25 protein-coding genes are annotated in these 24,136 nt (G+C 59.2%); 3 read left to right on the top strand and 22 right to left on the bottom strand.

Annotated elements, in window-relative coordinates; all coding sequences use genetic code 11:
* Positions 1-166 precede the first annotated feature (166 nt).
* Complete coding sequence (locus AC30D7_RS21000; protein WP_490135339.1) at positions 167-1,042, bottom strand: SMP-30/gluconolactonase/LRE family protein; 876 nt, start codon at positions 1,040-1,042, stop codon at positions 167-169.
* A 132-nt stretch (positions 1,043-1,174) separates the two neighbouring features.
* A complete protein-coding gene (locus AC30D7_RS20995; protein ID WP_490135338.1) occupies positions 1,175-1,891 on the bottom strand; it encodes a FadR/GntR family transcriptional regulator in 717 nt (238 codons plus the stop codon).
* A 254-nt stretch (positions 1,892-2,145) separates the two neighbouring features.
* Here AC30D7_RS20995 and AC30D7_RS20990 point away from each other — a divergent pair, with 254 nt between their 5' ends.
* The gene (locus AC30D7_RS20990; protein WP_490135337.1) at positions 2,146-3,018 is read left to right on the top strand and encodes an esterase/lipase family protein; all 873 of its coding nucleotides are present in this window, start codon (positions 2,146-2,148) and stop codon (positions 3,016-3,018) included.
* A 60-nt stretch (positions 3,019-3,078) separates the two neighbouring features.
* On the opposite strand, the gene AC30D7_RS20985 is transcribed toward AC30D7_RS20990, so the two are convergent.
* From AC30D7_RS20985 to AC30D7_RS20905, 17 genes are all read right to left on the bottom strand, one after another.
* A complete protein-coding gene (locus AC30D7_RS20985; protein WP_490135336.1) occupies positions 3,079-3,639 on the bottom strand; it encodes a DUF1285 domain-containing protein in 561 nt (186 codons plus the stop codon).
* Between the two features lie 16 nt (positions 3,640-3,655).
* Positions 3,656-4,261, bottom strand: coding sequence for a DUF4823 domain-containing protein (locus AC30D7_RS20980; protein WP_490135335.1), 606 nt, complete (start codon positions 4,259-4,261; stop codon positions 3,656-3,658).
* Positions 4,262-4,430: 169 nt separating this feature from the next.
* Entirely contained in the window at positions 4,431-5,399 is a 969-nt protein-coding gene (locus tag AC30D7_RS20975; protein ID WP_490135334.1) for a GTP 3',8-cyclase MoaA, read from the bottom strand.
* Between the two features lie 146 nt (positions 5,400-5,545).
* Positions 5,546-6,184: a TetR/AcrR family transcriptional regulator gene (locus AC30D7_RS20970; protein WP_007942012.1), complete on the bottom strand. Its 639-nt coding sequence runs from the start codon at positions 6,182-6,184 to the stop codon at positions 5,546-5,548.
* 382 nt (positions 6,185-6,566) lie between these two features.
* Positions 6,567-7,358, bottom strand: coding sequence for a TatD family hydrolase (locus tag AC30D7_RS20965; RefSeq protein ID WP_490135333.1), 792 nt, complete (start codon positions 7,356-7,358; stop codon positions 6,567-6,569).
* 14 nt (positions 7,359-7,372) lie between these two features.
* Positions 7,373-7,729 (bottom strand): PilZ domain-containing protein, encoded by a 357-nt coding sequence (locus AC30D7_RS20960; RefSeq protein ID WP_019650437.1) that lies wholly within the window; start codon positions 7,727-7,729, stop codon positions 7,373-7,375.
* Between the two features lie 41 nt (positions 7,730-7,770).
* Positions 7,771-8,757, bottom strand: coding sequence for a DNA polymerase III subunit delta' (locus tag AC30D7_RS20955; protein ID WP_490135332.1), 987 nt, complete (start codon positions 8,755-8,757; stop codon positions 7,771-7,773).
* Positions 8,750-9,382: a dTMP kinase gene (gene tmk, locus AC30D7_RS20950; RefSeq protein ID WP_490135331.1), complete on the bottom strand. Its 633-nt coding sequence runs from the start codon at positions 9,380-9,382 to the stop codon at positions 8,750-8,752. The genes AC30D7_RS20955 and tmk overlap by 8 nt, the downstream gene beginning before the upstream one ends.
* Before the next feature lie 19 nt (positions 9,383-9,401).
* On the bottom strand, positions 9,402-10,586 hold the full coding sequence (gene mltG / locus AC30D7_RS20945; protein ID WP_490135330.1) for an endolytic transglycosylase MltG: 1,185 nt from the start codon (positions 10,584-10,586) through the stop codon (positions 9,402-9,404).
* 3 nt (positions 10,587-10,589) lie between these two features.
* Entirely contained in the window at positions 10,590-11,405 is an 816-nt protein-coding gene (gene pabC / locus AC30D7_RS20940) for an aminodeoxychorismate lyase (protein ID WP_490135329.1), read from the bottom strand.
* On the bottom strand, positions 11,405-12,649 hold the full coding sequence (gene fabF / locus AC30D7_RS20935) for a beta-ketoacyl-ACP synthase II (protein WP_007942005.1): 1,245 nt from the start codon (positions 12,647-12,649) through the stop codon (positions 11,405-11,407). The genes pabC and fabF overlap by 1 nt, the downstream gene beginning before the upstream one ends.
* Before the next feature lie 109 nt (positions 12,650-12,758).
* Positions 12,759-12,995, bottom strand: coding sequence for an acyl carrier protein (gene acpP / locus AC30D7_RS20930; RefSeq protein ID WP_003175607.1), 237 nt, complete (start codon positions 12,993-12,995; stop codon positions 12,759-12,761).
* 192 nt (positions 12,996-13,187) lie between these two features.
* Positions 13,188-13,931, bottom strand: coding sequence for a 3-oxoacyl-ACP reductase FabG (gene fabG / locus AC30D7_RS20925; protein WP_490135328.1), 744 nt, complete (start codon positions 13,929-13,931; stop codon positions 13,188-13,190).
* A gap of 16 nt (positions 13,932-13,947) precedes the next feature.
* Positions 13,948-14,886 carry an ACP S-malonyltransferase gene (fabD, locus tag AC30D7_RS20920; protein WP_490135327.1) on the bottom strand — a complete coding sequence of 313 codons (939 nt, stop codon included), beginning with the start codon at positions 14,884-14,886 and terminating at the stop codon, positions 13,948-13,950.
* A gap of 125 nt (positions 14,887-15,011) precedes the next feature.
* Positions 15,012-16,022 (bottom strand): phosphate acyltransferase PlsX, encoded by a 1,011-nt coding sequence (gene plsX / locus AC30D7_RS20915; RefSeq protein WP_490135326.1) that lies wholly within the window; start codon positions 16,020-16,022, stop codon positions 15,012-15,014.
* A 4-nt stretch (positions 16,023-16,026) separates the two neighbouring features.
* Positions 16,027-16,209, bottom strand: coding sequence for a 50S ribosomal protein L32 (rpmF, locus tag AC30D7_RS20910; protein WP_003179396.1), 183 nt, complete (start codon positions 16,207-16,209; stop codon positions 16,027-16,029).
* Positions 16,210-16,222: 13 nt separating this feature from the next.
* Positions 16,223-16,750 (bottom strand): YceD family protein, encoded by a 528-nt coding sequence (locus tag AC30D7_RS20905; RefSeq protein ID WP_007942001.1) that lies wholly within the window; start codon positions 16,748-16,750, stop codon positions 16,223-16,225.
* Between the two features lie 106 nt (positions 16,751-16,856).
* Here AC30D7_RS20905 and AC30D7_RS20900 point away from each other — a divergent pair, with 106 nt between their 5' ends.
* The gene (locus AC30D7_RS20900; RefSeq protein ID WP_490135325.1) at positions 16,857-17,435 is read left to right on the top strand and encodes a Maf family protein; all 579 of its coding nucleotides are present in this window, start codon (positions 16,857-16,859) and stop codon (positions 17,433-17,435) included.
* A 61-nt stretch (positions 17,436-17,496) separates the two neighbouring features.
* Here AC30D7_RS20900 and sppA read toward each other — a convergent pair whose 3' ends face one another.
* From sppA to rluC, 3 genes are read right to left on the bottom strand one after another with little or no spacing between them, the layout of a single operon-like run.
* Positions 17,497-18,486, bottom strand: coding sequence for a signal peptide peptidase SppA (gene sppA / locus AC30D7_RS20895; RefSeq protein WP_490135324.1), 990 nt, complete (start codon positions 18,484-18,486; stop codon positions 17,497-17,499).
* 24 nt (positions 18,487-18,510) lie between these two features.
* Positions 18,511-19,173 (bottom strand): HAD-IA family hydrolase, encoded by a 663-nt coding sequence (locus AC30D7_RS20890; protein WP_490135323.1) that lies wholly within the window; start codon positions 19,171-19,173, stop codon positions 18,511-18,513.
* Positions 19,160-20,119, bottom strand: coding sequence for a 23S rRNA pseudouridine(955/2504/2580) synthase RluC (gene rluC, locus AC30D7_RS20885; protein ID WP_205889447.1), 960 nt, complete (start codon positions 20,117-20,119; stop codon positions 19,160-19,162). Before rluC ends, AC30D7_RS20890 begins: the two co-directional genes overlap by 14 nt.
* Before the next feature lie 700 nt (positions 20,120-20,819).
* Here rluC and rne point away from each other — a divergent pair.
* Positions 20,820-24,023 carry a ribonuclease E gene (gene rne / locus AC30D7_RS20880; protein ID WP_490135322.1) on the top strand — a complete coding sequence of 1,068 codons (3,204 nt, stop codon included), beginning with the start codon at positions 20,820-20,822 and terminating at the stop codon, positions 24,021-24,023.
* The last annotated feature ends 113 nt before the right edge of the window (positions 24,024-24,136 follow it).

The raw sequence follows: 24,136 nt of genomic DNA, 5'->3' as shown, positions 1-24,136 counted from the left end.
GGGCGGCCTGAAGCACTGTCGCCCCAAGGGAGGACGGTGGAATATCGCTGCATCACTTCACCTGTTTTGTTTTTTTAAGTGTGAGTGCGTGTAACTGATGGGGCCGACTATAAACCCGGCCACCAATAAATCTCAATATATAATTTTACATCCCATATTTTGGGATTTAACCTGCAAATCTCTGACAAGGTTTTCCAGGTACATCGACTCGAACCGCCAACAAAGCACCATCCAACGGGTGGTTGAGCGGGCTCGCCGCACTGGTGATGTATAAGGTCTTGAAATCTTCGCCACCGAACACGCAACTGGTGGGGCGGCTGACAGGCAGTTCGATCACTCGATCAACGTGACCGTCCGGGGTCAGCCTGAGCAAGCAACTGCCGTCCCAGCGGGCGTTCCAGATATAGCCCTCGGCATCCATCGCCGAGCCGTCGGGGCCACCCCGTTCGTGGGGGCCAAACCAGACGCAGGCGGTGTCGAGGTTGCCGTCGGTATGGATGAAATGTTGGTACAACGTGCCGTCGAGGCTGTCGGCGAAATACAGGGTCGTGCCGTCGTCGCTCCATTGCAATGTGTTAGGGATGCCGAGCCCTCGAAGCAGCGGCGTGACCCGAGCATCGCGGTCGATGCGAAACAGGCCACCGGAGCGGCGCACGATCGGCAAGTCTTCGCCCTGCTCGCCAATGTTGTTTTGCATGGTGCCCAGCCAGAGCTGGCCCAAGGCATCGCAGCGGGCTTCGTTGGCACGATTGCCGGGTTGCGGATCGGCCACGCAGAACAAGGTCAGACGCGGTTCCAGGCCAGGAGAGCTCAGGTCCAGCCGATAAACCCCACTGCTCAATGTCACCAGGGCATCGCCACTTTCGCAGGGGATGAACGCGGACACGTGTTCCGGCATCTGCCAGATGTCCACATTGGCGCCGATCAATCGCAGCGCTTGTTTGCCGGCGATGTCTACCCAGTACAGCGCCTGGGTCGGTGCATCCCAGAACGGGCCTTCACCGAGTCGCGCACGGTGTTCGGTAACCGCAGTCCACGTCATGAAACCTCCTCTTGTTTGCACCGCAGACCTGTAGGAGCGTGGCTTGCCCGCGAAGAACGATGACGCGTAATACCTGAAAAATCGCGGTGCATTCTTCGCGGGCAAGCCACGCTCCTACAGGGTTCTTTATTGTCAGCTAGCCTTCTTGTCGGCCACGACTTGGGGGTAAAACCGTTTGATCGCCAGGTCGGCGTTATCGATCAGGGTCATGCAGGCCCACACACCCCGCGCGGCATCCCGGGCGGCGATGGCGTCGGCCATGTCTTTGTGAATCGGCAAGGTGCGGCGCAGTTCGTCCGGGTCGGCGGCAGACACTTCGAACGACACCGCCAGCAGCGCGCCGAGGGCCGGGACCATTTGTTCGATGAATTGATTGTGGCTGGCGGCGAGGATGCACTCGTGGAAGAACTGGTCGGCGCGGTTGTAATCGATGCCGCTGTCTACGGCTCGTTCCAGCGCGTTATAGGCCTGAAGCACCGCTTGCACTTGTTCCACCGTCGCGCGCTCGCAGGCCCAGCGCACTGCCATTGGCTCGATGGTGCGGCGCAGGTCGAGCAGATCGTCGACGAAGTTTTCCGGCAGACCACTGCGCGACAGCCAGCCGACGACTTGCGGATCGAAGAGGTTCCAGCGCCGTACCGGCAACACCCGCGTGCCGACTTTAGGCCCGACTTCGAGCATGCCTTTGGCGACCAGCGTCTTGATCGCCTCGCGGATGACCGTACGGCTGACCCCGAGTTGCTCGCCCAGATCGGCTTCAACCTTGATGGTTTCGCCGGGCTTCACCTGGCCAGCGGCAATCCAGCACCCCAGCCAATCAACCGTCGACGCGTGAAAACTGCTGGACATGGTTACCTCACCACTCCGGTGACAAAAAACGGAACGACAAAAAGCCATTCGCGATGGATGCCCACGCTAATCATCATATGATTGGGTGTCAATTGGATTTTCAGGAATCCTTGCCAATGCAGACATGACTGTTCGTCCGGTTACTGCCCCCGGCACTTTGAACCCACCCACTTTGTAAACTACGGTTAGCCCGCAACAGATCTGGCAGTCCGCCGCATCTGCTTTTCATAAATCCGCTATCGATAGGTACGAACATGGACATGGATGCGTCTACGAAATACCCCATTGTGTTGGTTCACGGTCTTTTCGGCTTCGACAGAATCGCCGGTTATCCGTACTTCTTCGAAATCGAGGAAGCCCTGGAGCGCGCTGGCGCCCAGGTGTTCGCCGTGAATATTCCAACCGTCAACGGCAATGAAGAACGCGGTGAAAAACTGCTCGAAGACGTCGACCGAATCTTGCGGGAAACGGGCGCCGCCAAGGTCAATCTGATCGGCCATAGCCAAGGCCCGCTGGCTGCACGCTACGTCGCAGCCCTGTACCCGGAAAAGGTCGCGTCGGTCACCTCGGTCAGTTGCCCTAACCACGGCTCCGAGATTGCCGACCAACTGCACAAGGCACTGACACCGGGAGAACTACCCGAAGCCTTCGTGTTGGCCCTGCTAAGTGCAGTCGGCACCTTCATTTCGTTGATCAGCGGCCACCCGGAAAATCCCGTAGACCCTCAAGCGGCGTTCGAATCCCTGACCAGCGCAGGCTTGGCCGCTTTCAATCGCAAGTACCCGCAAGGGCTACCAAAGGTTTGGGGCGGGGAAGGCAACGAAGTTGAGAACGGCGTGCACTACTACTCCTGGAGCGGGATCGTGCAAAACTTTCAAAGCCTGCAACTCCTCGACCCGACCCATTTGAACTGTAAGGTGCTGTCGCAGTTATTTTATAAAGAGAAGCACGCCAACGATGGGCTGGTTGGTCGCTACAGCTCGCACCTGGGCAAAGTGATCCGCTCGGATTACCCCATGGACCATTTCGACGCCGTCAATCAGATGGCCGGGATCAACAGCTGGAACGTGAGCCCGGTCGGGCTCTATCTCGAACATGCCGCCCGGCTCAAGAGCAAGGGTTTGTAAGCCCATAAAAAAAACGGCCCGTTGCAATAACGGGCCGTTTCGTTTTTTCAAGTTCAGCGCTTATGGCTCAAGTCCGATCGGGAAAAACTCGCCACCGCTCCAGACACCGAGCCAGCTCTGCCCGTTGATTTCACGGCTCACCGCCAGCTCCACCAATTGGTAGAACACATTGCGGTGAATCAGCGCTTCAAGGTTGCTGCGTACATGCACGTACGGCGCGGGTTCCTGGGTCACCGGGTCGATCACCACGCGCATGGGGTGCTCGACACCGGCGTCGGTGGTTTCATCGACGTTGGTGGTAAAGCGCAAGACCTGAGCCTCCCCCTCGCCTTCGACTTCCACGGCAATCGCCACGAACGGTGCGTCGTCGACCTTGATGCCGACCTTCTCGACTGGAGTAATCAGAAAGTAATCATCGCCGTCGCGGCGAATGATGGTGGAGAACAGCTTGACCATCGGCTTGCGCCCGATCGGCGTGCCCAGGTAATACCAGGTGCCGTCGCGGGCGATGCGCATGTCGATGTCGCCGCAGAAGTCGGGGTTCCACAAGTGGACCGGTGGCAAGCCTTTGGTTTTGGGGATTTGTCCCAACAGGTCATTGGCTTTTTGCGGGCCACTCATCGCGTTCTCCTTTGAATTACTGGTCACTGAGCCCCAGCAGGCTACGAGCGTATTGCTCCAGCGGCGGGCCCAGCAGATCTTCTGGTTTGTTATCGTGGAACGTCAGTAAACCGCCACGACTCTTGATACGTGCAGTATCGATCAAATACTGGGTGCTGGTCTCGATCAACATGATCTGAATCACGCCACTGTCGATCCCGAGGCGATCCGAGCGTTCCTGGTCGATCAATTCGTCCGTGTTGCCGATGCGGTCGTCGGCCTTGGCGAAACGGGTGTAAAGCAGATAATGGGCACCGGCGGCACGGGCTTCACCCATGGCCGCGTCGAGACCTTCCGGCGCGCGGGCGCGACGCACCATCGGGAAATATTCGATAAAGCCGTTGAAGGCTTCTTCGGCCACCACGTTAGGTCGCGGATAGGCAGTGCCCGGCGGCGCGAAGGCGCCCTGGGCGATGTAGATGAAGGAGTCCGGCTGAATGCGGATGTTATTCACGCGACGGCTGTCGCTGTGGTCCAGCAGCCCCGCGTCGCTCATGTGGTAGCGAGTCCCTTCGGCCATATCGCTGACATTCATGCAGCCGCCAAGCGCCAAAACGGCCAGCAGCAAAACCAGGCTACGCATCCTTCCCTCCAGAAGCCGGTGACGGAAAACCGGCGAATGGCCGAGGGATGCAGCTTCCGCGCCAGCTCATGGGCATCGTCGCCTGGCAGAACGCAATCGCGGGCAAGCCACGCTCCCACAGGATATTTGTAAACCTGTGGGAGCGTGGCTTGCCCGCGATGAGGCCCGATCAGCCGCCAATAATCTTCATGATGGTTGCGCCACCGGAGAACGCCACTTCCTGCTTGTCCCCCAAGGCTTTCACCAACAGCCGCTGCAACGCCGGCAATGCCTGGTGACGAGGTTTGTCCAGCAGATCGCCGACATAGTGACGATTGCTCGACGACAGGCAGCCGTGCAGCCAGCCAGTGGACGACAAGCGCAGACGCGAGCAGGTGCGGCAGAACGGCACGCTTTCGTTGGCGATCACACCGAAGTGGCCCTGCCCCGGAATCTCGTAGCGCACCGCCGTGGCATCGACTGGTGCGTCGGCCTGAAGGTATTCGTAGCGTTCGCCGATCAGGCTCAGCAATTGCTGAAGGCTGACGAACTGTTGCAGGAAGGCGTTGGAATCGTTGGCCAGGTGGCCCATGCGCATCAACTCGATGAAGCGCAGCTCGTAGCCGCGTTCCAGGCAGTAATCGAGCAGCGGCATCACCTGATCGAGGTTCTGCCCACGCAGCGGCACCATATTGACCTTGATCTTCATGCCGGCTGCCGCAGCCTGATCCATGCCGCCAAGGACAGTCGCCAGATCGCCACCGCGGGAAATGCTGCGGAAAGCCCCGGCATCCAGAGTATCGAGGGAAACGTTGATGCGCCGAATGCCGGCATCCACCAGCAGCGGCAGCTTCTTCGCCAACAGCTGGCCATTGGTGGTCAGGCTGATGTCCGCCAGCCCCATCTGCCCGACGGCGGTCATGAAGGCTTCGAGTTTGGGACTGACCAGTGGCTCGCCACCGGTAATGCGCAGGCGCTCGATGCCGGCTGCTTCGATGAGATAGGCCACGCCGCGTGCCATCGCCTCGGCCGACAACTCATCCTGCGCAGCCACCAGCCGTTTGCCGTTGGGCACGCAGTAGGTACAGGCGTAGTTGCAGGCGGAGGTCAGACTGATCCGCAAATTGCGAAAACGCCTGCCTTGACGGTCAACGATCATGGATCACTCCGGCGAAAGAAGATTCGAACGCGCAAAACTTGACTCACAAATCAAGTTTTAGCAAGCCCTATGCCTGAGTATATTCCTGCGGTACTGCGCCACGTAGCTAAATCATGGCTCATGGCGCAATTAGACAACTGAGTGGCTTAGCTGCTCGGAGTATCGGTATCGCGCTTGCGTTTGTTGCCCATGCGCACGCCGATGTCCATCAGGAACTGGAAGAAACCTTCCTGATCTTCCAGCACATTGCTCCAGAACGGCGAGTGATACAGCGCCACGGCGCCATGCACCAGCGCCCAGGCTGCGCAGTAATGGAAGTAGGGCGGCACGTCTTCGAGCTTGCCTTCGCTGATCCGGCCCTTGATGAGCAAGGTCAGGCGTTCGAAGTTCGAGGCGCGGATCTTGTGCAGTTCCTCGACCATCTCCGGCACCTGGTTGCCCTTGACCACCTTTTCTTCCAGGCGATCGAACAACCGATAGCGTTGCGGATCGCGCATGCGGAATTCGAAGTAGGCCCGGGACAGGGCTTCCTTGTCCTTATCGACATCGGCGGAATGCAACAGCTCGTTCAAATCGCGCTCGTAATCGAGCATCAGGCGCAGGTAGATCTCCGCCTTGGATTTGAAGTGCTTGTAGATCGTGCCTTTGCCGATACCTACGGCATCAGCAATCATCTCGACGGTGACACTGTCTTCACCTTGTTCGAGGAACAGCTTGAGCGCGGTATCGAGAATTTCTTGCTCGCGGCGACGAAACTCACGGACCTTACGAGGTTCTTTATGCATAAGAAAAGGTCTGTAGGGGTCAAAATTCGAAGCCGCGTATTATGCCTAACTTGCGCAAAAATGCACGGATCATCCGACCATATATGTGTTTCTTGATGAATTCACGCTACCTCGCCAGTCGATGAGAACTCAACCGAAGCGCGCGTATTCCAAATTTGTTTAAAAACCCGACCAACCAAACTGGACTCGGCGCGATACTGATCAATACTTCAACTGTCGGCGAGGCATCTCCCCCAAGTGTCGCGCCGATGAAGGTACCAAAGGACCGCGTACCTTTGTTTTACTCCTAATGGTCTTAACCCGGATTCACCCCCCAGAACCCGGGTTTTTTTTGCCTGCGATTCAGGGGCCAAACCCCCGCAGGCTGCGATTTTCTCCAGCGTTACGCCGATGCCCTGACATGCGCCAACGGAAATAACCGCTTGAAATTCTCGGTGGTCTGTTCGGCAAATCGCTCGTATGACTCGCCTCGCAGCATTGCCAGAAATTCCGCTACCTCACGTACGTATTGCGGCAGGTTCGGTTTGCCGCGATGCGGGATCGGCGCCAGGTATGGCGAATCGGTTTCCACCAGCAATCGGTCGGCCGGCACCTTGCTGGCCACATCGCGCAGAGCATCGGCATTGCGAAAAGTGACAATACCGGACAAGGAAATGTAATACCCCATATCCAGCGCGGCCCTGGCCATCTCCCAGTCTTCGGTGAAGCAATGCAGAACGCCTGCTTGAGGCAGCGCCGCTTCACGCAGCAGTTCGAGGGTGTCGGCCCGGGCGCCACGGGTGTGGATGATTACCGGTTTGCCGGTCTGTTGCGCCGCTTGCAGGTGCAGGCGGAACGACTCCTGCTGCAACTCTGCCGCTTCCGGTTCGTAGTGGTAATCCAGGCCGGTTTCCCCGATCGCTACCACCCGCGGATGATTGAGTTCGCGCAACAGCCAATCCAGCGCCGGAGCGGCACCCGGCTGCACGTCCAGCGGATGCACCCCAACCGAACAATCGACGTCGTCATAGCGTTCGGCAAGGGCTTTGACGTCGGCGGCGTTCTCGACGCTGACGCCAATACACAGAAAGTGCCCTACCCCCCTCTGACGGGCCGCATCGAGTGCAGCATCCAGGGAGCCGTCATGGGCGGAGAGGTCGAGGCGATCAAGGTGGCAATGGGAATCTACAAGCATAAAAGGGCTGCAACTTACATCGTATGAGTGGGACGGTCGGACTTCAGGGCTCCGGCCAGATGGGTTTCGATTCGACTGCGCGCGGTGTCGTCGCCTTCATTGAATTGCACGCCGACTCCAGCGGCGCGGTTGCCCTGGGCCCCTTTGGGGGTAATCCAGGTGACCTTGCCAGCGACCGGGATCTTTTCCGGTTCGTCCATCAGGTGCAGGAGCATGAAGACCTCATCGCCCAACTTGTAGCTCTTGTTGGTCGGGATAAACAGACCACCGTTCTTGATGAATGGCATATAGGCCGCGTAGAGCACGGACCTGTCCTTGATGGTCAAGGACAAAATGCCATTGCGCGGCCCCGGACTGATGGGTTCGTTCATGCTGACCTCCATTTCTGATGATCAGAGTCTAGGCTCAGAGGTCACTTCTGGGTAGGCAAGGATACCCATTGCACCAACAGTGCCTCCAGCAACAGCGCCGGATTGAGGTTGGCCTTGCTCATGACTTTCTGCCGCTGGGCGAGAATCCAGTCCTGGATATTCAGAACCTTATCCTGAGGGGCTTTTTGCGCCAGGTATTGAATCACCTTGCGCATGTCCGCCAGCCCCAGCCCCGCTTCATCCTGAGTCAACTGATACCGCAGGATCAGGCTCGACCAGTCGCAGAACCAGTCGAACAGCAGCAACATGGGAATGGTTTTCCATTCCTCGGCCAGTTGCGTCGGTGATTGCTGCTGCTTGAGCAACTTCTTCACGCCCTCGACCACCAGCGCCCGCTGCTCGCGCACGCCCTGGGCCTGCAATTTGACCGCGGCCAATGGCGAACCGGCGGCGAGGGTCAGCAGTTCAATGCGCTCGTCTTCCGAGCAGTCCGGCAATGTCTTGGCCAGCCACGCCAGGCTCATGGCTTCGCTCGGCAACGGACAGGCCTGTTGCACGCAGCGGCTCTTGATGGTCGGCAGGAGACGGCTGGTCTGGTGGCTGACCAGCAGCAGCACGGTGTCGCCGGACGGCTCTTCAAGGCTTTTGAGCAGGGCGTTGGCGGCGTTGATGTTCATCGACTCGACCGGCTCGATCAGCACCACTTTGCGACCGCCCATCTGCGAGGTCTGAACCACGAAGCTGACCAGATCACGCACCTGATCGACCTTGATCGCCTTGTCTGCCTCTTCCGGTTCCAGGATGTAGTTGTCGGGATGACTACCGGCGTTCAGCAGCAGGCAGGATTTACACTCACCACAGGCGCCCTGCGCGGTCGGACGCTGGCACAACAAACTGGCCATTAAACGCTCGGCCAGCGCACGCTTGCCGATCCCGGCCGGGCCATGCAGCAAATAGGCGTGGGCGTGCTGTGCGCGACCGGCTAATTGCTGCCAGAGACTGTCCTGCCATGGATAGGCTTCAGCCACGGGTCATCTCCAGCAATCGTGGCAGCAGAGCATCCAGAGACTGCTGAACCTGCGCCAGCGATTGAGCCGCATCCACCAGGACATAACGCGCAGGATCCGCTTTGGCGCGCTCGAGGAAGGCACTGCGCACGGCATCGAAGAACGTGCGGCCTTCAAGCTCGAAGCGATCCAGGCGACCGCGGGCGCTGGCGCGGGCCAAGCCTACTTCTACCGGCAGATCGAAGATCAGCGTCAAGTCCGGGCGCAGATCGCCCTGGACGAATGTTTCGAGGGTCGCGATGCGCTCCAGCGACAAGCCGCGACCACCGCCCTGATAGGCATAGGTCGAATCGGTAAAACGATCACACAAAACCACCGCGCCACGGGCCAGCGCCGGGCGGATCACCTCGGCCAGATGCTGGGCTCGCGCAGCGAACACCAGCAGCAGCTCGGTGTCGGGGTTCATGACCTCATCGACCGGCGCCAACAGCACGTCGCGGATCCGCTCGGCCAGGGGCGTGCCGCCCGGCTCCCGGGTCAACACCACCTCGATCCCGGCGGCGCGCAGACGCTCGGCCAGGTATTCGCGATTGGTGCTCTTGCCGGCACCTTCCGGGCCTTCCAGGGTAATAAACAGGCCAGTCACAGGCAGTCCTTAATCAGAGTCATTGCGAGCTTTGCGGCGCGGGTGCATCGGGCGATGGTGCAGACTCTTGTGCAGAGTTCTGCGGCGCTATCTGTGGCACCTCTTCGGGCACCACATCGGGTGAAGCCGCCGGGATCGGCGCCTGTGCATTTTCCGTCGGCGGCACGGTAGTCGGCGCCGGGCTGGAACGGTAATCGGCACGGCGATTGAGCTGGAACTCCCGCACCGCGTTGTTATGGGCATCCAGATCATCGGAGAACACGTGGCTGCCATCACCGCGTGCCACAAAATACAAGCTGTTGCCTTGCGCCGGATTCAACGCCGCATGAATAGCCTCGCGGCCGACCATCGCAATCGGCGTCGGCGGCAGGCCGGCGATCAGGTAAGTGTTATACGGCGTCGGCTCCTTGAGATGGGCGCGGGTCAACTTGCCGTTATAACGATCGCCCAAGCCGTAGATCACCGTCGGATCGGTCTGCAGCAACATGCCCATCTCCATACGCCGCACGAACACGCCGGCAATCTGCCCGCGTTCCTGCGGCACACCGGTTTCCTTTTCCACCAGCGAGGCCATGATCAGCGCCTGATAGGGTTCGGTGTAGGGCACGTCGGCAGCACGCTGGCTCCACTCCTTGGCGAGGACTTCGTCGAGGCGGTCGTAAGCCTTCTTGAGCAGATCGACGTCGCTCATGCCACGCACGAAACGGTATGTGTCGGGAAAGAAGCGCCCTTCGGGGAAAATCCCACCATGCCCGATCTTATCCATCACCTGGCTGTCGCTCAGACCGTTGAGGGTCTGTTCGAGTTTTTCATCCTTGGCCAAGGCTGCACGGACCTGATGGAAATTCCAGCCTTCGACCAGCGTCAGGCTGTACTGAACCATTTCCCCGCGCTTCCACAGGTCGATCAACCCTTCGACCGTCATGCCGGGAACCATGCGGTATTCGCCGCTGTGCAGCGGTTGATTCGCCAGGTTGAAGCGCCAGTACACACGCAGCCAGAAAGCGTCCTTGATAACGCCATCGGCTTCAAGTCGAATGAAAGTGCGGTTCGGCGTAGTGCCTTTGGGCACTTCCAACAACTCTTCCTGGGCGATGTTCAGCGGCTGTTCCAGCGCCGAATGGATTTTCCAGGCGCAAGCGCCCGCCAACAGCCCCGCCAGAACCAGTCCGGTTTCCAGCAGCAGCAATAATTTACGTCTCACGAATCAAGCATCCAGTAGCGCACGGGCAATGGTTTGGAGTTTACGGGTGAGCGGCCCAACCGGCCAGCTCAGTGCAGCATAGGCACGCACCGGCCAAACGCCATAAACGCTGTTGCAGACAAAGACCTCATCAGCCCATTGCAGCTGTTCGAGGGTAATGTCGGTAATTTGTGTGGGGATCCCCATAGACTCGGCTTGAAACAATAATTCGGCACGCATCACGCCTGCCACGCCGCAACGTTTGAGATCGGCGGTCACCAGCACGCCATCGCGCACCAGGAACAGATTACTGAACACACCTTCGATCACCCGCCCGGCCTGATCCAGCATCAAGCCTTCAGCATGCTCGGTGTCCTGCCATTCTGAACGGGCGATAACCTGCTCCAAACGATTCAGGTGCTTGAGACCGGCAAGCAATGGCTGCTTGGAAAGCCGTGTTGCACAAGGGAACAGACGCACGCCTTGCTTCGCATGCACAGCCGGATAGGCAGCGGGAGGATTGCCTTGCAGAATGCGCCGGGCCTGGGCCGAGGGATCAGGGGCGTATCCACGAAGGCCGTCGCCTCGGGTGAGGATGAGCTTGAGCACGCCTTCGCCCAGCGCTGCGGCGTAAGCCAGCAGCTCCGCGCGGATCAACTCATGATCGGTGGCAATCGCCAAGCGCGAACAGCCTTCGGCCAGACGCGACAAATGCCGATCCAGCAACAACGGCTGCCCGCCCTTGACGGCGATGGTCTCGAACAGACCATCGCCGTAAGCCAGGCCGCGATCCTTCAGCGACAAAGCGTCAGCCGGTTGACCGTCGACCCAGCCGTCCATCAGTCAGCGAACCGGCGGAACACCAGCGAGCCATTGGTACCGCCAAATCCGAAGGAGTTGGACAGCACCACGTCGATATCCATGCCGCGCGCGGTGTGGGGTACGAAGTCGAGGTCGCAGCCTTCGTCCGGCTCATCGAGGTTGATGGTCGGCGGGGCTACCTGACTGTTGATGGCCAGTACGCTGAAAATCGCCTCGACCGCCCCTGCCGCACCCAGCAGGTGACCGGTCATGGACTTGGTCGAACTGACCGCCAGCTTGTAGGCGTGATCGCCGAACACGGACTTGATCGCACAGGCTTCGGCGAGGTCGCCGGCCGAGGTCGAGGTGCCGTGGGCGTTGATGTACTGCACCTGATCGCCATTGATCTTCGCATCGCGCAAGGCATTGGTGATGCAACGCGCAGCACCCGCGCCATCGGCCGGTGGCGAAGTCATGTGGTAAGCATCGCCACTGGTGCCGAAACCGATCAGCTCGGCGTAAATGGTCGCGCCACGCGCCTTGGCGTGCTCCAGCTCTTCGAGAACCAGCGCGCCAGCGCCGTCGGACAGCACAAAGCCATCACGGCCTTTGTCCCATGGACGGCTGGCACGGGTCGGCTCGTCGTTGCGGGTCGACAGTGCGCGGGAGGCACCAAAGCCGCCCATGCCCAAACCGCAAGCAGCCATCTCGGCGCCACCGGCGATCATTACGTCGGCTTCGTCGTACATGATGTTACGTGCCGCCATGCCGATGCAGTGCGTACCCGTGGTACACGCCGTGGCGATGGCGTAGTTAGGCCCCTGTGCACCCAAATGAATGGACAGGAAACCGGAAATCATATTGATGATCGAGCCGGGCACGAAAAACGGAGAAATCCGCCGTGGGCCGGAATCATGCAGTGTGCGGCTGGTGTCTTCGATATTGGTCAGACCGCCAATACCCGACCCCATGGCCACGCCGATACGCTCGCGATTGGCGTCGGTAACCTCGAGACCTGCGTTACGCACGGCTTGAAAACCTGCAGCCAGACCGTATTGAATGAACAGGTCGAGTTTGCGGGCTTCCTTGACCGACAAGTATTCCTCGACATTGAAGCCCTTTACCGAGCCGCCAAAACGGGTGGAATAGGCAGAAAGGTCGGTGTGTTCGATCAGACCAATGCCACTGCGGCCAGCCAGAATGCCCTGCCAGCTGCTCGGCACATCCGTGCCCAGTGGCGACAACATACCCATACCGGTGACTACGACGCGTCTACGCGACACAGCACTCTCCTTTTTTCAAATGACGACTTCGCACAAGGCCTAAAGAAAAAACCGCACGCCATGATGGCAGTGCGGTTTTTCCATGACAGCGAGCGACGACTAAAAACTATTACGCCTGATGGCTGGTAACGTAGTCGATTGCTGCTTGTACAGTAGTGATCTTTTCAGCTTCTTCGTCAGGAATTTCGGTCTCGAATTCCTCTTCCAGAGCCATCACCAGCTCAACGGTGTCAAGGGAGTCGGCACCCAGGTCTTCAACGAAGGAAGCGGTGTTGACCACTTCTTCTTCTTTAACGCCCAGTTGCTCAGCAACGATTTTCTTGACGCGCTCTTCGATGGTGCTCATACCTTGTTTTCACTCCTAATGGACAAATTCAGGCAGCTGGCCAGTGGGTAAGTGTATAGAAAGACTTTTCAGCTTTTCAACTGAAAGCTTCACTCCTCAAACCCTGCGGCCCTCTGCCGATAAAATAGATTGCAGCTTTATAACGGATTTTAGACAGCTCGTATGACATTTTTTTGAAGCAATCCGTCACATTTAACTCATGTACATCCCGCCGTTCACCGGGATTGTAGCCCCAGTAACGTAAGCCGCACCGTCGGACGCAAGAAAAGCGACCACAGACGCGATCTCTTGAGCTTGCCCCAGACGACCCAGCGGAATCTGCACCTGCAAGGCTTCACGCTGCGCCTCGGGCAGTTCGCGGGTCATATCGGTGTCGATGAACCCTGGGGCCACCGAGTTTACCGTAATCGAACGCGAACCGACTTCACGCGCCAGTGCACGACTGAAACCTTCCAGACCTGCCTTGGCGGCTGCGTAGTTTACTTGGCCTGCGTTGCCCATGGCACCCACAACCGAGCCAATACTGATAATTCGTCCCCAACGGGCCTTGGTCATACCGCGCAAAACCCCCTTGGACAAGCGGTACAGACTGTTCAGGTTGGTGTCGATAACGTCATGCCATTCGTCATCTTTCATGCGCATCATCAGGTTATCGCGGGTGATACCGGCGTTATTGACCAAAATCGCCGGCGCACCGAACTGCTCCTGAATGCTCGCCAGCACAGCCGCTACGGACTCGTCGCTGGTGACATTGAGTTCCAGGCCAGTGCCCTGAATACCGTTTTCCTTCAGAGTGGCGGCGATACGCTCGGCGCCTGATGCAGAGGTCGCAGTGCCGACAACGATGGCACCCTGACGACCCAGCTCCAGAGCGATAGCCTGGCCGATACCACGGCTGGCACCGGTGACCAGTGCAACTTTACCTTGCAGACTCATGCAAGCTTCTCCTTGATCAGACCAGCGCTGCACGAGCGGCAGCGAAAGCGTCTGGGGTATTGAGGTTAGAGGTCGACACGCCTTCGGCGCAACGCTTGTTCAGACCGGCCAGGACCTTGCCCGGGCCGCACTCGACCAGTTGGGTCGCGCCCTTGGCAGCCAGTGCCTGGACCGATTCGACCCAGCGCACAGGCTTGTAAAGCTGCTCAAGCAGATCGCGCTTGAGGGTTTCCAGATCGGCCGGCACGCCGGCACTGACGTTCTGTACCACCGGGATTTGCGGCGCCTGCCAGTCGATCGCTGCGATCGATTCGGCGAATCGCTCGGCAGCCGGGCGCATCAGCTCGCAGTGGGACGGCACGCTGACGGGCAACGGCATGGCGCGTTTGGCACCACGCACCTTGCAGCCTTCGATGGCACGCTCGACCGCAGCCTTGGCGCCGGCAATCACTACCTGGCCCGGCGAGTTAAAGTTGACCGCGCTGACTACTTCGCCTTGCGCCGCTTCGGCGCAGGCTGCCAGCACATCAGCATCGTCCAGACCCAGGATAGCGGCCATGCCGCCCTGCCCGGCTGGAACGGCTTCCTGCATCAGCTGACCACGACGCTCTACCAGCTTCACCGCGTCGCCGAGGCTCAGGCTGCCCGCAGCCACCAGAGCGCTATATTCGCCCAGGCTGTGACCGGCAACGTAAGCCGGACGCGCGCCACCTTCAGCCAACCACAGGCGCCACAAGGCGATCGAGGCGGTCAGAATGGCCGGCTGGGTTTTATCGGTTTGATTGAGTTGCTCTTCCGGCCCTTGCTGGGTCAGCGCCCACAGGTCGTAACCCAGAGCATCGGAAGCTTCTTTGAATGTTTCAAGGACCACCGGATGTTGCGCGCCCAACTCGGCCAGCATGCCGAGGGACTGCGAACCTTGTCCTGGAAAGACGAATGCGAGGGAAGCAGACATGTAACAAGCCCCTAATGATCTTGTCGTCGGAGAATTGACGTCCCGCCAGGGGAACGCAAGAAACTGACAGTTGGATGGCTCATTGAACTGAGCGGTCACATTTAAGCATTGTCTGACGAAAACGCCTAAGGCAACAAATCTTCCAGACGCCCATGAAGACGTTCCGGCAAGTTTTCCTGGATCTCGATCAAGGCGCGCTGAATCGCACTCTGGAAGCCCTGAACCCCCGCCGAACCATGACTTTTCACGACAATTCCCTGCAAACCGAGGAAGCTTGCGCCGTTATGGCGCGCCGGCGCCAGCTCGGCCTGTAAGCGCTTCATCAGCGGCAGCGCCAGTGCGCCTACCAGTTTCGACGCGAAATTTTTCTTGAACTGGGCTTCGATGCGCCCAGCGATCATGGTCGCCAGGCCTTCGCTGGATTTGAGCAGGATATTGCCGACGAAACCGTCACACACCACCACATCCGCCTCGCCCCGGTACAAACCGTCACCTTCGACAAACCCGATGTAGTTCAAGCCACGAGCGTTTTGCAGCAGGGTCGCCGCCAGCTTGACCTGCTGATTGCCCTTGATGTCTTCGGTGCCGATATTCAGTAACGCAACCCGTGGTCGAACAACCCCCAAGGCTTGCGCCGCGACCGAGCCCATCACCGCAAACTGCAACAGATGCTCAGCACTGCAATCGACATTGGCGCCCAGATCGAGCAGCTGACAGAAACCTTTCTCGGTGGGAATGGCGGCAACTATGGCTGGCCGATCAATCCCCGGCAGGGTTTTGAGCACGAACCGCGACAACGCCATCAGCGCACCGGTATTGCCGGCACTGACACATGCCTGGACCTTGCCGTCGCGCAACAACTCCAGCGCCACACGCATCGACGAATCAGGCTTGCCGCGCAGAGCCTGGGCAGGTTTTTCGTCCATGGTGATGACTTCGGACGCCGGCACAATCGACAGGCGCGAGCGATCCACAGCCGATTGGCCAGCGATCAATTCTTCAAGTAGGGAGGGTTGACCGACAAGGGTCAGGTGCAGCGAGGGTGTAGCAGACAGACAAGCAAGGCTGGCCTGAACAATGCTGCGGGGACCGAAGTCCCCGCCCATTGCGTCAATCGCGATGACTTGAGCGGACAAGTGATTACTCGTCAGCGCCCTTGTCGATCACTTTACGGCCACGGTATACGCCTTCTGGCGATACGTGGTGACGCAGGTGAACTTCACCAGTGGTTTTTTCTACAGACAGGGTGCTAGCCTCGAGAGCGTCGTGCGAACGACGCATGTCACGGGCAGAGCGGGATTTTTTGTTCTGCTGAACAGCCATAATTGATTAACTCCTAAACGTTTGGGTCACGCTTTAACTGCGCCAATACACTGAACGGGTTGGACCGCGTTACCTCGTCCTCGCTCGGTTCGGGCTCATCTGCTCCCGCCGGCTGCTGGCATTCTTCCGGATGATGAGCAGGCACAATGGGCAAGGCGAGCAGAAGCTCCTCCTCGATCAGTGACTGCAGATCCAATGGATCTTCGCCCAGTTCCAGCACGTCATAACCTTTCGGCAACGACTGGGTATTCGCACCCTCCTTCACCACAGCATAACTACATTCGCTATGGATCGGCAGGGTGACCAGCTCAAGACAACGCTGGCAAACCATTTTGACTTCGGTGTCGATAAAGCTGTGGATCACCACAGACTTACGTTCATCTCGTTCAAAAACGAATTTAGCCTGCACCGTACCGACATTGTCGGAAAGCGGGTCGCAGAGTCTCTCCAAATCGGCCAGCAGCATTTCACCTTGAAGGGTGGTGCCACGGTCAGCCAATTTGCGCGGGTCAACGTGAGGTGGAATCGGGTCATTCAACATAGGCGCAGCATTATAGGGATGCCCCCGGCCATGTCAAAGGAAATTCAGCCCTGTCCGTCACTTGCAGGCCTCCGCTAGAATCCCCCCTTGCCCTTTGGAGATGCGCATGCTGCCTTTATTACTCGCCTCAAGCTCGGTTTATCGCCGGGAATTGCTGACCCGCCTGCAGCTGCCGTTTACTTGCAGCTCACCGGATATCGACGAAAGCCATCGCCCGGACGAGCCAGCCATCGAACTGGTAAAGCGACTTGCCGAAGAGAAAGCCCGCGCACTTGCCACCCGCCATCCTGCTCACCTGATCATCGGCTCGGATCAGGTCGCGGTACTTGGCCAGCGGATTATCGGCAAGCCACACAGCTTCGAAAAGGCCCGCGAACAACTGCTCGCATCGAGCGGTGCCAGCGTGACATTCCTCACCGGCCTGGCATTGCTCAACAGCCAGACCGGTCACTGCCAGGTCGACTGCGTGCCGTTTACCGTGCACATGCGCGCACTCGACGCAGCACGCATCGAACGCTACCTGCACGCCGAACAGCCCTACGACTGCGCTGGCAGCTTCAAGGCTGAAGGATTAGGGGTAAGCCTGTTTCAAAGCACCGAAGGCCCTGACGCCACCAGCCTGATCGGCCTGCCACTGATTCGCCTGGTTGACATGTTGCTGACTGAAGGCGTGCAAATACCCTGAACCGACTGCGCGCGCACAAAAAAAACCGGCCACACAGGCCGGCTTCTTATGCAGACAACGATCAGCGCAACGCCGGTCCCTGGAACCCCATCCACATCGCCAAATGCTCAGCCACGCTGGCACCGAGCTTTTTCGAGAAGCGATCAAACGGCGACTCCTCGATAGTGAAGTCCACCAGTTCTTTCTCGCCAATCACGTCACGCGCCACTGAACTGGCACTGCCCAGACCATCAATCAAGCCCAGGGGCAACGCTTGCTCACCCGACCAGACCAGCCCGGAGAACAGCTCCGGATGATCTTTGTCCTTGAGACGATCGCCACGCCCCTTCTTGACGCTACTGATGAACTGCTGATGAGTGGTGTCGAGCACACCCTGCCAGAACTGAGTTTCTTCAGGCTTCTGCGGCTGGAACGGATCGAGGAATGATTTGTGCTCGCCAGAGGTGTAGGTACGACGTTCGACACCCAACTTCTCCATGGCGCCGACAAAACCGTAACCCGCCGCCGTCACACCAATGGAACCCACCAGGCTCGCCTTATCGGCGTAAATCTGATCTGCCGCACTGGCAATGTAATAGGCGCCGGAAGCGCCCAGATCCGAGATCACCGCGTAAACCTTGATATCGGGATGCAGGCCGCGCAAACGACGGATCTCGTCGTAGACATAACCCGACTGCACCGGACTACCACCCGGGCTGTTGATCCGCAGGATTACACCCTTGACCTTTTTGTCCTCGAAGGCCGCACGCAGACTGCCAACGATATTGTCAGCACTGGCCGGCTCTTTCTCGGCGATCATGCCGGTTATATCGATCAGCGCTGTGTAACCGGAACCGCGAGTGGCGCTTTTTTCCATATCCATCAGCGGCGTGAACAGAAACAACGCAAGCAACAGATACGCAAAGGTCAGCAGCTTGAAGAAAATCCCCCAGCGACGGGACCGGCGATGCTCCTGCACGCTGGCAAGCAGAGTCTTTTCCAGCAGCTTCCAGCTTTTCTCGTCACCGCTCTCCGCGTCCGCCTTGGCGGGCGCTTTCCATTCGTCGGTCATGACATTTACCCCTGCAAAAAACCGTTATGCCCGCTGACTCAGCCAGGCGCGCAATTCTGAAAAACGATCAATGGACAGTCGCGGCTCGAACTGCTGCAACGCCTCAATCGATTGAGCGCCATAGCTGACCGCGACCGAATCCATGCCGGCATTGCGTGCCATCTGCAGATCGAAGGACGAATCCCCGACCATCAATGCCTGCTCCGGACGAGCCTCGCAATGGGCAAGGATCTGCTCAAGCATCAACGGATGGGGCTTGCTGGCTGTTTCGTCGGCCGCACGGGTGACATCGAAATAAGATTCCCAACCATGGGCTTTCAGCACCCGGTCCAGCCCGCGCCGGGCCTTGCCGGTGGCGACCGCCAGGTGATAGCCGTCAGCACGAAACGCTTCCATCGACTCGAGCACGCCCTCGAACAACGGCGAAGGAACTGCCTCCGCCGCGATGTAGTGCTCCGCATAATAATCACGGAACGCCACCATTTCGCGATCACTGATCTCGGGATACAAGGTACGAATCGCTTCCGGCAACCCAAGACCGATAATTCCCTTTACGGAAAAATCATCGCGCAACTGGAAGCCGGAACGCTCGGACGCCACATGCATCGCCTCGACAATCCGACCAATGGAGTCTGCGAGCGTACCGTCCCAATCGAAAATCAGCAGCTTGTAATCAGATGGGTGCACTCAATCGCTCCACGGTTTTGGCCCACATCTCGTCGACCGGCGCCTGCAACTTCAACTCGCCGCCATCAGGCAGCGGAACAGTCAGCATGTAGGCATGCAGGAATAGACGCTTGCCGCCCAAGTCACGAATCTCTTTGCTGAAGCCCTCATCGCCGTACTTGGTATCGCCGGCAATGCAATGCCCCGCATGCAAAGTATGGACGCGAATCTGGTGAGTGCGCCCGGTGATCGGCTTGGCTTCGACCATGGTGGCAAAGTCACCGAAGCGGCGCAGCACCTTGAACACGGTCAGGGCCTCCTTGCCTTCTTCGTCGACTTCGACCATGCGCTCGCCGGAGCGCAGATTGCTCTTTTGCAATGGCGCACGCACCTGCTTGATCGAGGTTGCCCAGTTGCCGCGCACCAACGCCATATAGCGCTTGTCGACGCCATCGCCACGCAATGCGGCGTGCAAATGACGCAACATGCTGCGCTTTTTGGCGATCATCAGCAGGCCGGAGGTGTCCCGGTCCAGGCGGTGAACCAACTCGAGCTCTTTTGCATCAGGACGTAACTGACGAAAGGCTTCGATCACCCCGTAATTCAAGCCGCTGCCGCCGTGAACCGCGATGCCAGCGGGCTTGTTGATCACGATCAGCGCTTTGTCTTCGTAGACAATCGAGGCTTCCAGCCGCTGCAACAGACCCTGGGCCAGCGGCACGGGCTCGTCGCGTTCGGGCACGCGAACCGGCGGCACGCGCACGATATCGCCCGCCTGCAGCTTGTATTCGGGCTTGATCCGACCTTTGTTCACCCGCACTTCGCCTTTACGCAAAATGCGGTAAATCAAGGTCTTGGGCACGCCTTTGAGCCGAGCGAGAAGGAAGTTATCAATACGTTGGCCGGCATATTCCGGCGAGACCTCAAGCAGTTGTACGCCTGGGGTCGAAGGGGCAGTAGTCGTCATGGTGCGGATGATAACAATTTTTTATGGAATTGAAGCACTTAATCATTGCTGCTATAGTCGCGAACGCCGCCAAAAGCGGCCTGGACAGCGGACTAGCGGTCAAAAACCGGCCCTGACCAACGCAATTCATGAGGACGAGAGGCCGTCCTACGGGGCTTTCGCTACGTAACGGCAGAGTTTGCAGTTGTAACAAGCGCAGGTGACATAAGGCCTGAATCATGCCGCAAAGCAGAGTTTTCACTCGCCTTCCGAGCAAATATTCACGGCCAGTTCACAAAGTGCAGTCAGCTGCAAACGACCCCGAGCGAAGGCTTCGGAAACAACGCCTAAATTAGCCATGATGCGTGACCTCCCCTTTCGGAGCTCACGGTAAATGCCAACCCGCTGCGGATTCTGCGCGCGGCAGCACCCGAATTATCAGGGATACGTGTAGGGTGGAGATGCACAACCGCTGGACTGTGTAGCAATAGGCTTTATCAAGACGCTTCATCTCGTCCACAGCCGCCGGTTGATTCCTCCTCCTGACTGAGTGCTTAAGTAGCCACAGCAAGCAGGACGCGTACGTCGCGATACCGGCCCAATTGGTCGGACATCGCTGGACACGGGAATGGCCAACCACTCCCGACGCACCTGACACCGACCGTGAGAAGTCGTGTGTGCCGAACGCCGTTTCCGGCAGCCCGGAAACCGACGGTACTACATGAAAAGAATGCTGATTAACGCGACTCAACCCGAAGAGTTGCGTGTTGCACTGGTAGATGGCCAACGCCTCTACGACCTGGACATCGAATCCGGTGCACGCGAGCAGAAGAAGGCCAACATCTATAAAGGCCGGATTACTCGCATCGAACCAAGCCTTGAGGCTGCCTTTGTCGATTTCGGCTCTGAGCGCCACGGCTTCCTGCCCCTCAAAGAAATCTCCCGCGAATACTTCAAGAAAGCCCCCGAAGGCCGCGTCAACATCAAGGACGTCCTGAGCGAAGGCCAGGAAGTCATCGTTCAGGTCGAAAAAGAAGAACGTGGCAACAAGGGCGCCGCCCTGACCACCTTCATCAGCCTGGCCGGTCGTTACCTGGTGCTGATGCCGAACAACCCGCGTGCCGGCGGTATCTCCCGTCGCATCGAAGGTGAAGAGCGCAACGAACTGCGTGAAGCCCTCAACGGCCTGGTTGCCCCGGCCGACATGGGTCTGATCGTTCGCACTGCCGGCCTCGGTCGCAGCAGCGAAGAAATGCAGTGGGACCTCGACTACCTGCTGCAACTCTGGACCGCCATCAAAGAAGCCTCGCTGGACCGCGCCGCGCCGTTCCTGATCTACCAGGAAAGCAACGTGATCATCCGCGCCATCCGCGATTACCTGCGCCAGGACATCGGCGAAGTGCTGATCGACAGCGTTGAAGCCCAGGACGAAGCCCTGACCTTCATTCGCCAGGTGATGCCGCAGTACGCCAGCAAGATCAAGCTGTACGAAGACAGCGTTCCGCTGTTCAACCGCTTCCAGATCGAAAGCCAGATCGAAACCGCCTTCCAGCGCGTCGTCGAACTGCCTTCCGGCGGCTCCATCGTCATCGATCCGACCGAAGCCCTGGTGTCCATCGACATCAACTCGGCGCGCGCCACCAAAGGCAGCGACATCGAAGAAACCGCGCTGCAGACCAACCTTGAAGCTGCCGAAGAAATCGCCCGTCAGTTGCGCTTGCGCGACATCGGCGGCCTGATCGTCATCGACTTCATCGACATGACCCCGGCCAAGAACCAGCGTGCCGTGGAAGAGAAAGTCCGCGAATGCCTGGAAGCCGACCGTGCCCGCGTGCAAGTCGGTCGCATCTCGCGCTTCGGCCTGCTGGAAATGTCCCGTCAGCGCCTGCGTCCATCGCTGGGCGAAAGCAGTGGCATCGTCTGCCCACGCTGCAACGGCACCGGCATCATCCGTGACGTTGAATCGCTGTCGCTGGCGATCCTGCGCCTGATCGAAGAAGAAGCCCTGAAAGACCGTACCGCCGAAGTTCGCGCCCAAGTGCCGATCCCGGTGGCTGCGTTCCTGCTCAACGAAAAACGCAACTCGATCACCAAGATCGAACTGCGCACCCGTGCCCGCATCGTCATTCTGCCGAACGATCACCTCGAAACGCCGCACTTCGAAGTTCAGCGTCTGCGCGATGACAGCCCGGAAGCCAGCATCAACCAGTCCAGCTACGAGATCGCTGCTGCCGCTGCGGAAGTCGAAGAAGTCCAGCCAGCCGCCGCGACCCGCACCCTGGTTCGCCAGGAAGCCGCGGTCAAGACTGCACCGGCCCGCGCCAACGCTCCGGTTCCGACCGAAGTCGTCGCCGCGCCAGTGGCTGCACCGGTTGCCGCGCCTGAGCCAAGCCTGTTCAAGGGTCTGGTGAAGTCGCTGATCAGCCTGTTCGCGACCAAGGAAGAGCCTGTTGCACCGGTTGTGGTTGAAAAACCAGCGACCACCGAGCGCCCTGCCCGCAACGAAGAGCGTCGCAACGGTCGTCAGCAGAGCCGCAACCGTAACGGTCGCCGCGATGAAGAGCGCAAGCCTCGTGAGGAACGTGCACCGCGTGAAGAGCGCGCACCACGTGAGCCACGCGAAGAGCGTCAACCACGCGAAGCCCGCGAAGAAACGCCTGTAGTAGCCCGTGAAGAACGTGCACCACGCGCTCCTCGTGAAGAACGTGCACCGCGCGCACCGCGTGAAGATCGCAAGCCTCGTGGCGAGCGTGAAGAACGTCCGGTCCGTGAACTGCGCGAGCCTCTGGATGCCGCTCCGGCCGCCGCTGCCACCGCTGAAGAGCGTCCGGCCCGTCAGCCACGCGAGGAACGCGCTCCACGCCCACCGCGTGAAGAACGTCAGCCACGCACCGAGCAAGTCGCTGCCGCTGTTGCCGAAGAAGAGCTGCCAACCAACGAAGAGCAACTGCAGGAAGACGGTCAGGAAGTCGCCGAAGGCGATCGTCCACGCCGCCGCTCCCGTGGCCAGCGTCGTCGCAGCAATCGTCGTGAGCGTCAGCGCGATGCCAACGGCAACGTGATCGAAGGTTCGGAAGAATCCGAATCCGCTGAAAACGCCGAAGCCCCAAGCGCTGCCGATCTGGCCGCCGGCCTGGCTGTTACCGCAGCCGTTGCCAGCACCGTGATCAGCGCACCTGCTGAAGCACAAGCCAACGAGCAAGCCGAACGCGCCACTGCCGCCACCCTGGAAACCGCTCAGGTTGAAGCGCCAGTGGTTGAAGCGACCACGCCGGTAGAAGTCATCGCCGCTCCGGAAATCGAAGTGGCCCCGGTTCGTGAAGCGCAGCCTGAAGTTGAAGCTGCCGCCGAACCAGTGGTTGCCGCAGAACCTGTCGTTGAAGCACCAGTGGCTGAACCGGTACGTGAAGTTCGCGAAGTTCGTGAAGAACAAACCACGTTCAACTGGGTTGCCGAGCCACCAGTTGCTGTCGAAGCTCCAGCGCCAGTCGCTGAGGCTCCGGTTGCTGAAGCCCCAGCGGCTGAAACCTTGGCCTCCGAGCCAGTGGTTGCGGCTGCCGAGCCTGCTCCGCTGCTTGAAGCACCGGTGGTTGCCGAAGCTGCACCCGTGGTCGAAGCCACCCCTGTCAGCGCTCTGACCCCAAGTGGCCGTGCGCCGAACGACCCGCGTGAAGTACGTCGTCGCAAGCGTGAAGCCGAGCGCCTGCAGAAGGAAGCCGAACTGGCTGCCGCTGCTGCTCCGGCTGCTGTCGAGCCAGCACCGGTTGTTGCTGAAGTCGTCGAGGCAGCCCCTGCCCCGGCCGCTGAAGTGCCTGCCGAGCCGGTTGAATCCGCGATTGACGAAGCACCGCGCTCCGTTCAAGAAGCGGTAGAGCAACACGAGCAAGCCCTGGAAAAAGAGCACGAGCCTAAACCCCTCGCCTGATTCCATCGGCCACTAAAAAGCCCCGCCTGGTGATCCAGGCGGGGCTTTTTTTTACTTATAGAAACTGAAGCCTGTCGCTACCTGGCAACGCTTTATTGCCGAGGCGATTGCGT

The sequence above is a fragment of the Pseudomonas sp. DF5 genome (genome assembly GCF_058148225.1).
Note: the sequence above shows the minus strand (reverse complement) of the source record. Positions and strands in the feature narration are given on the sequence as shown.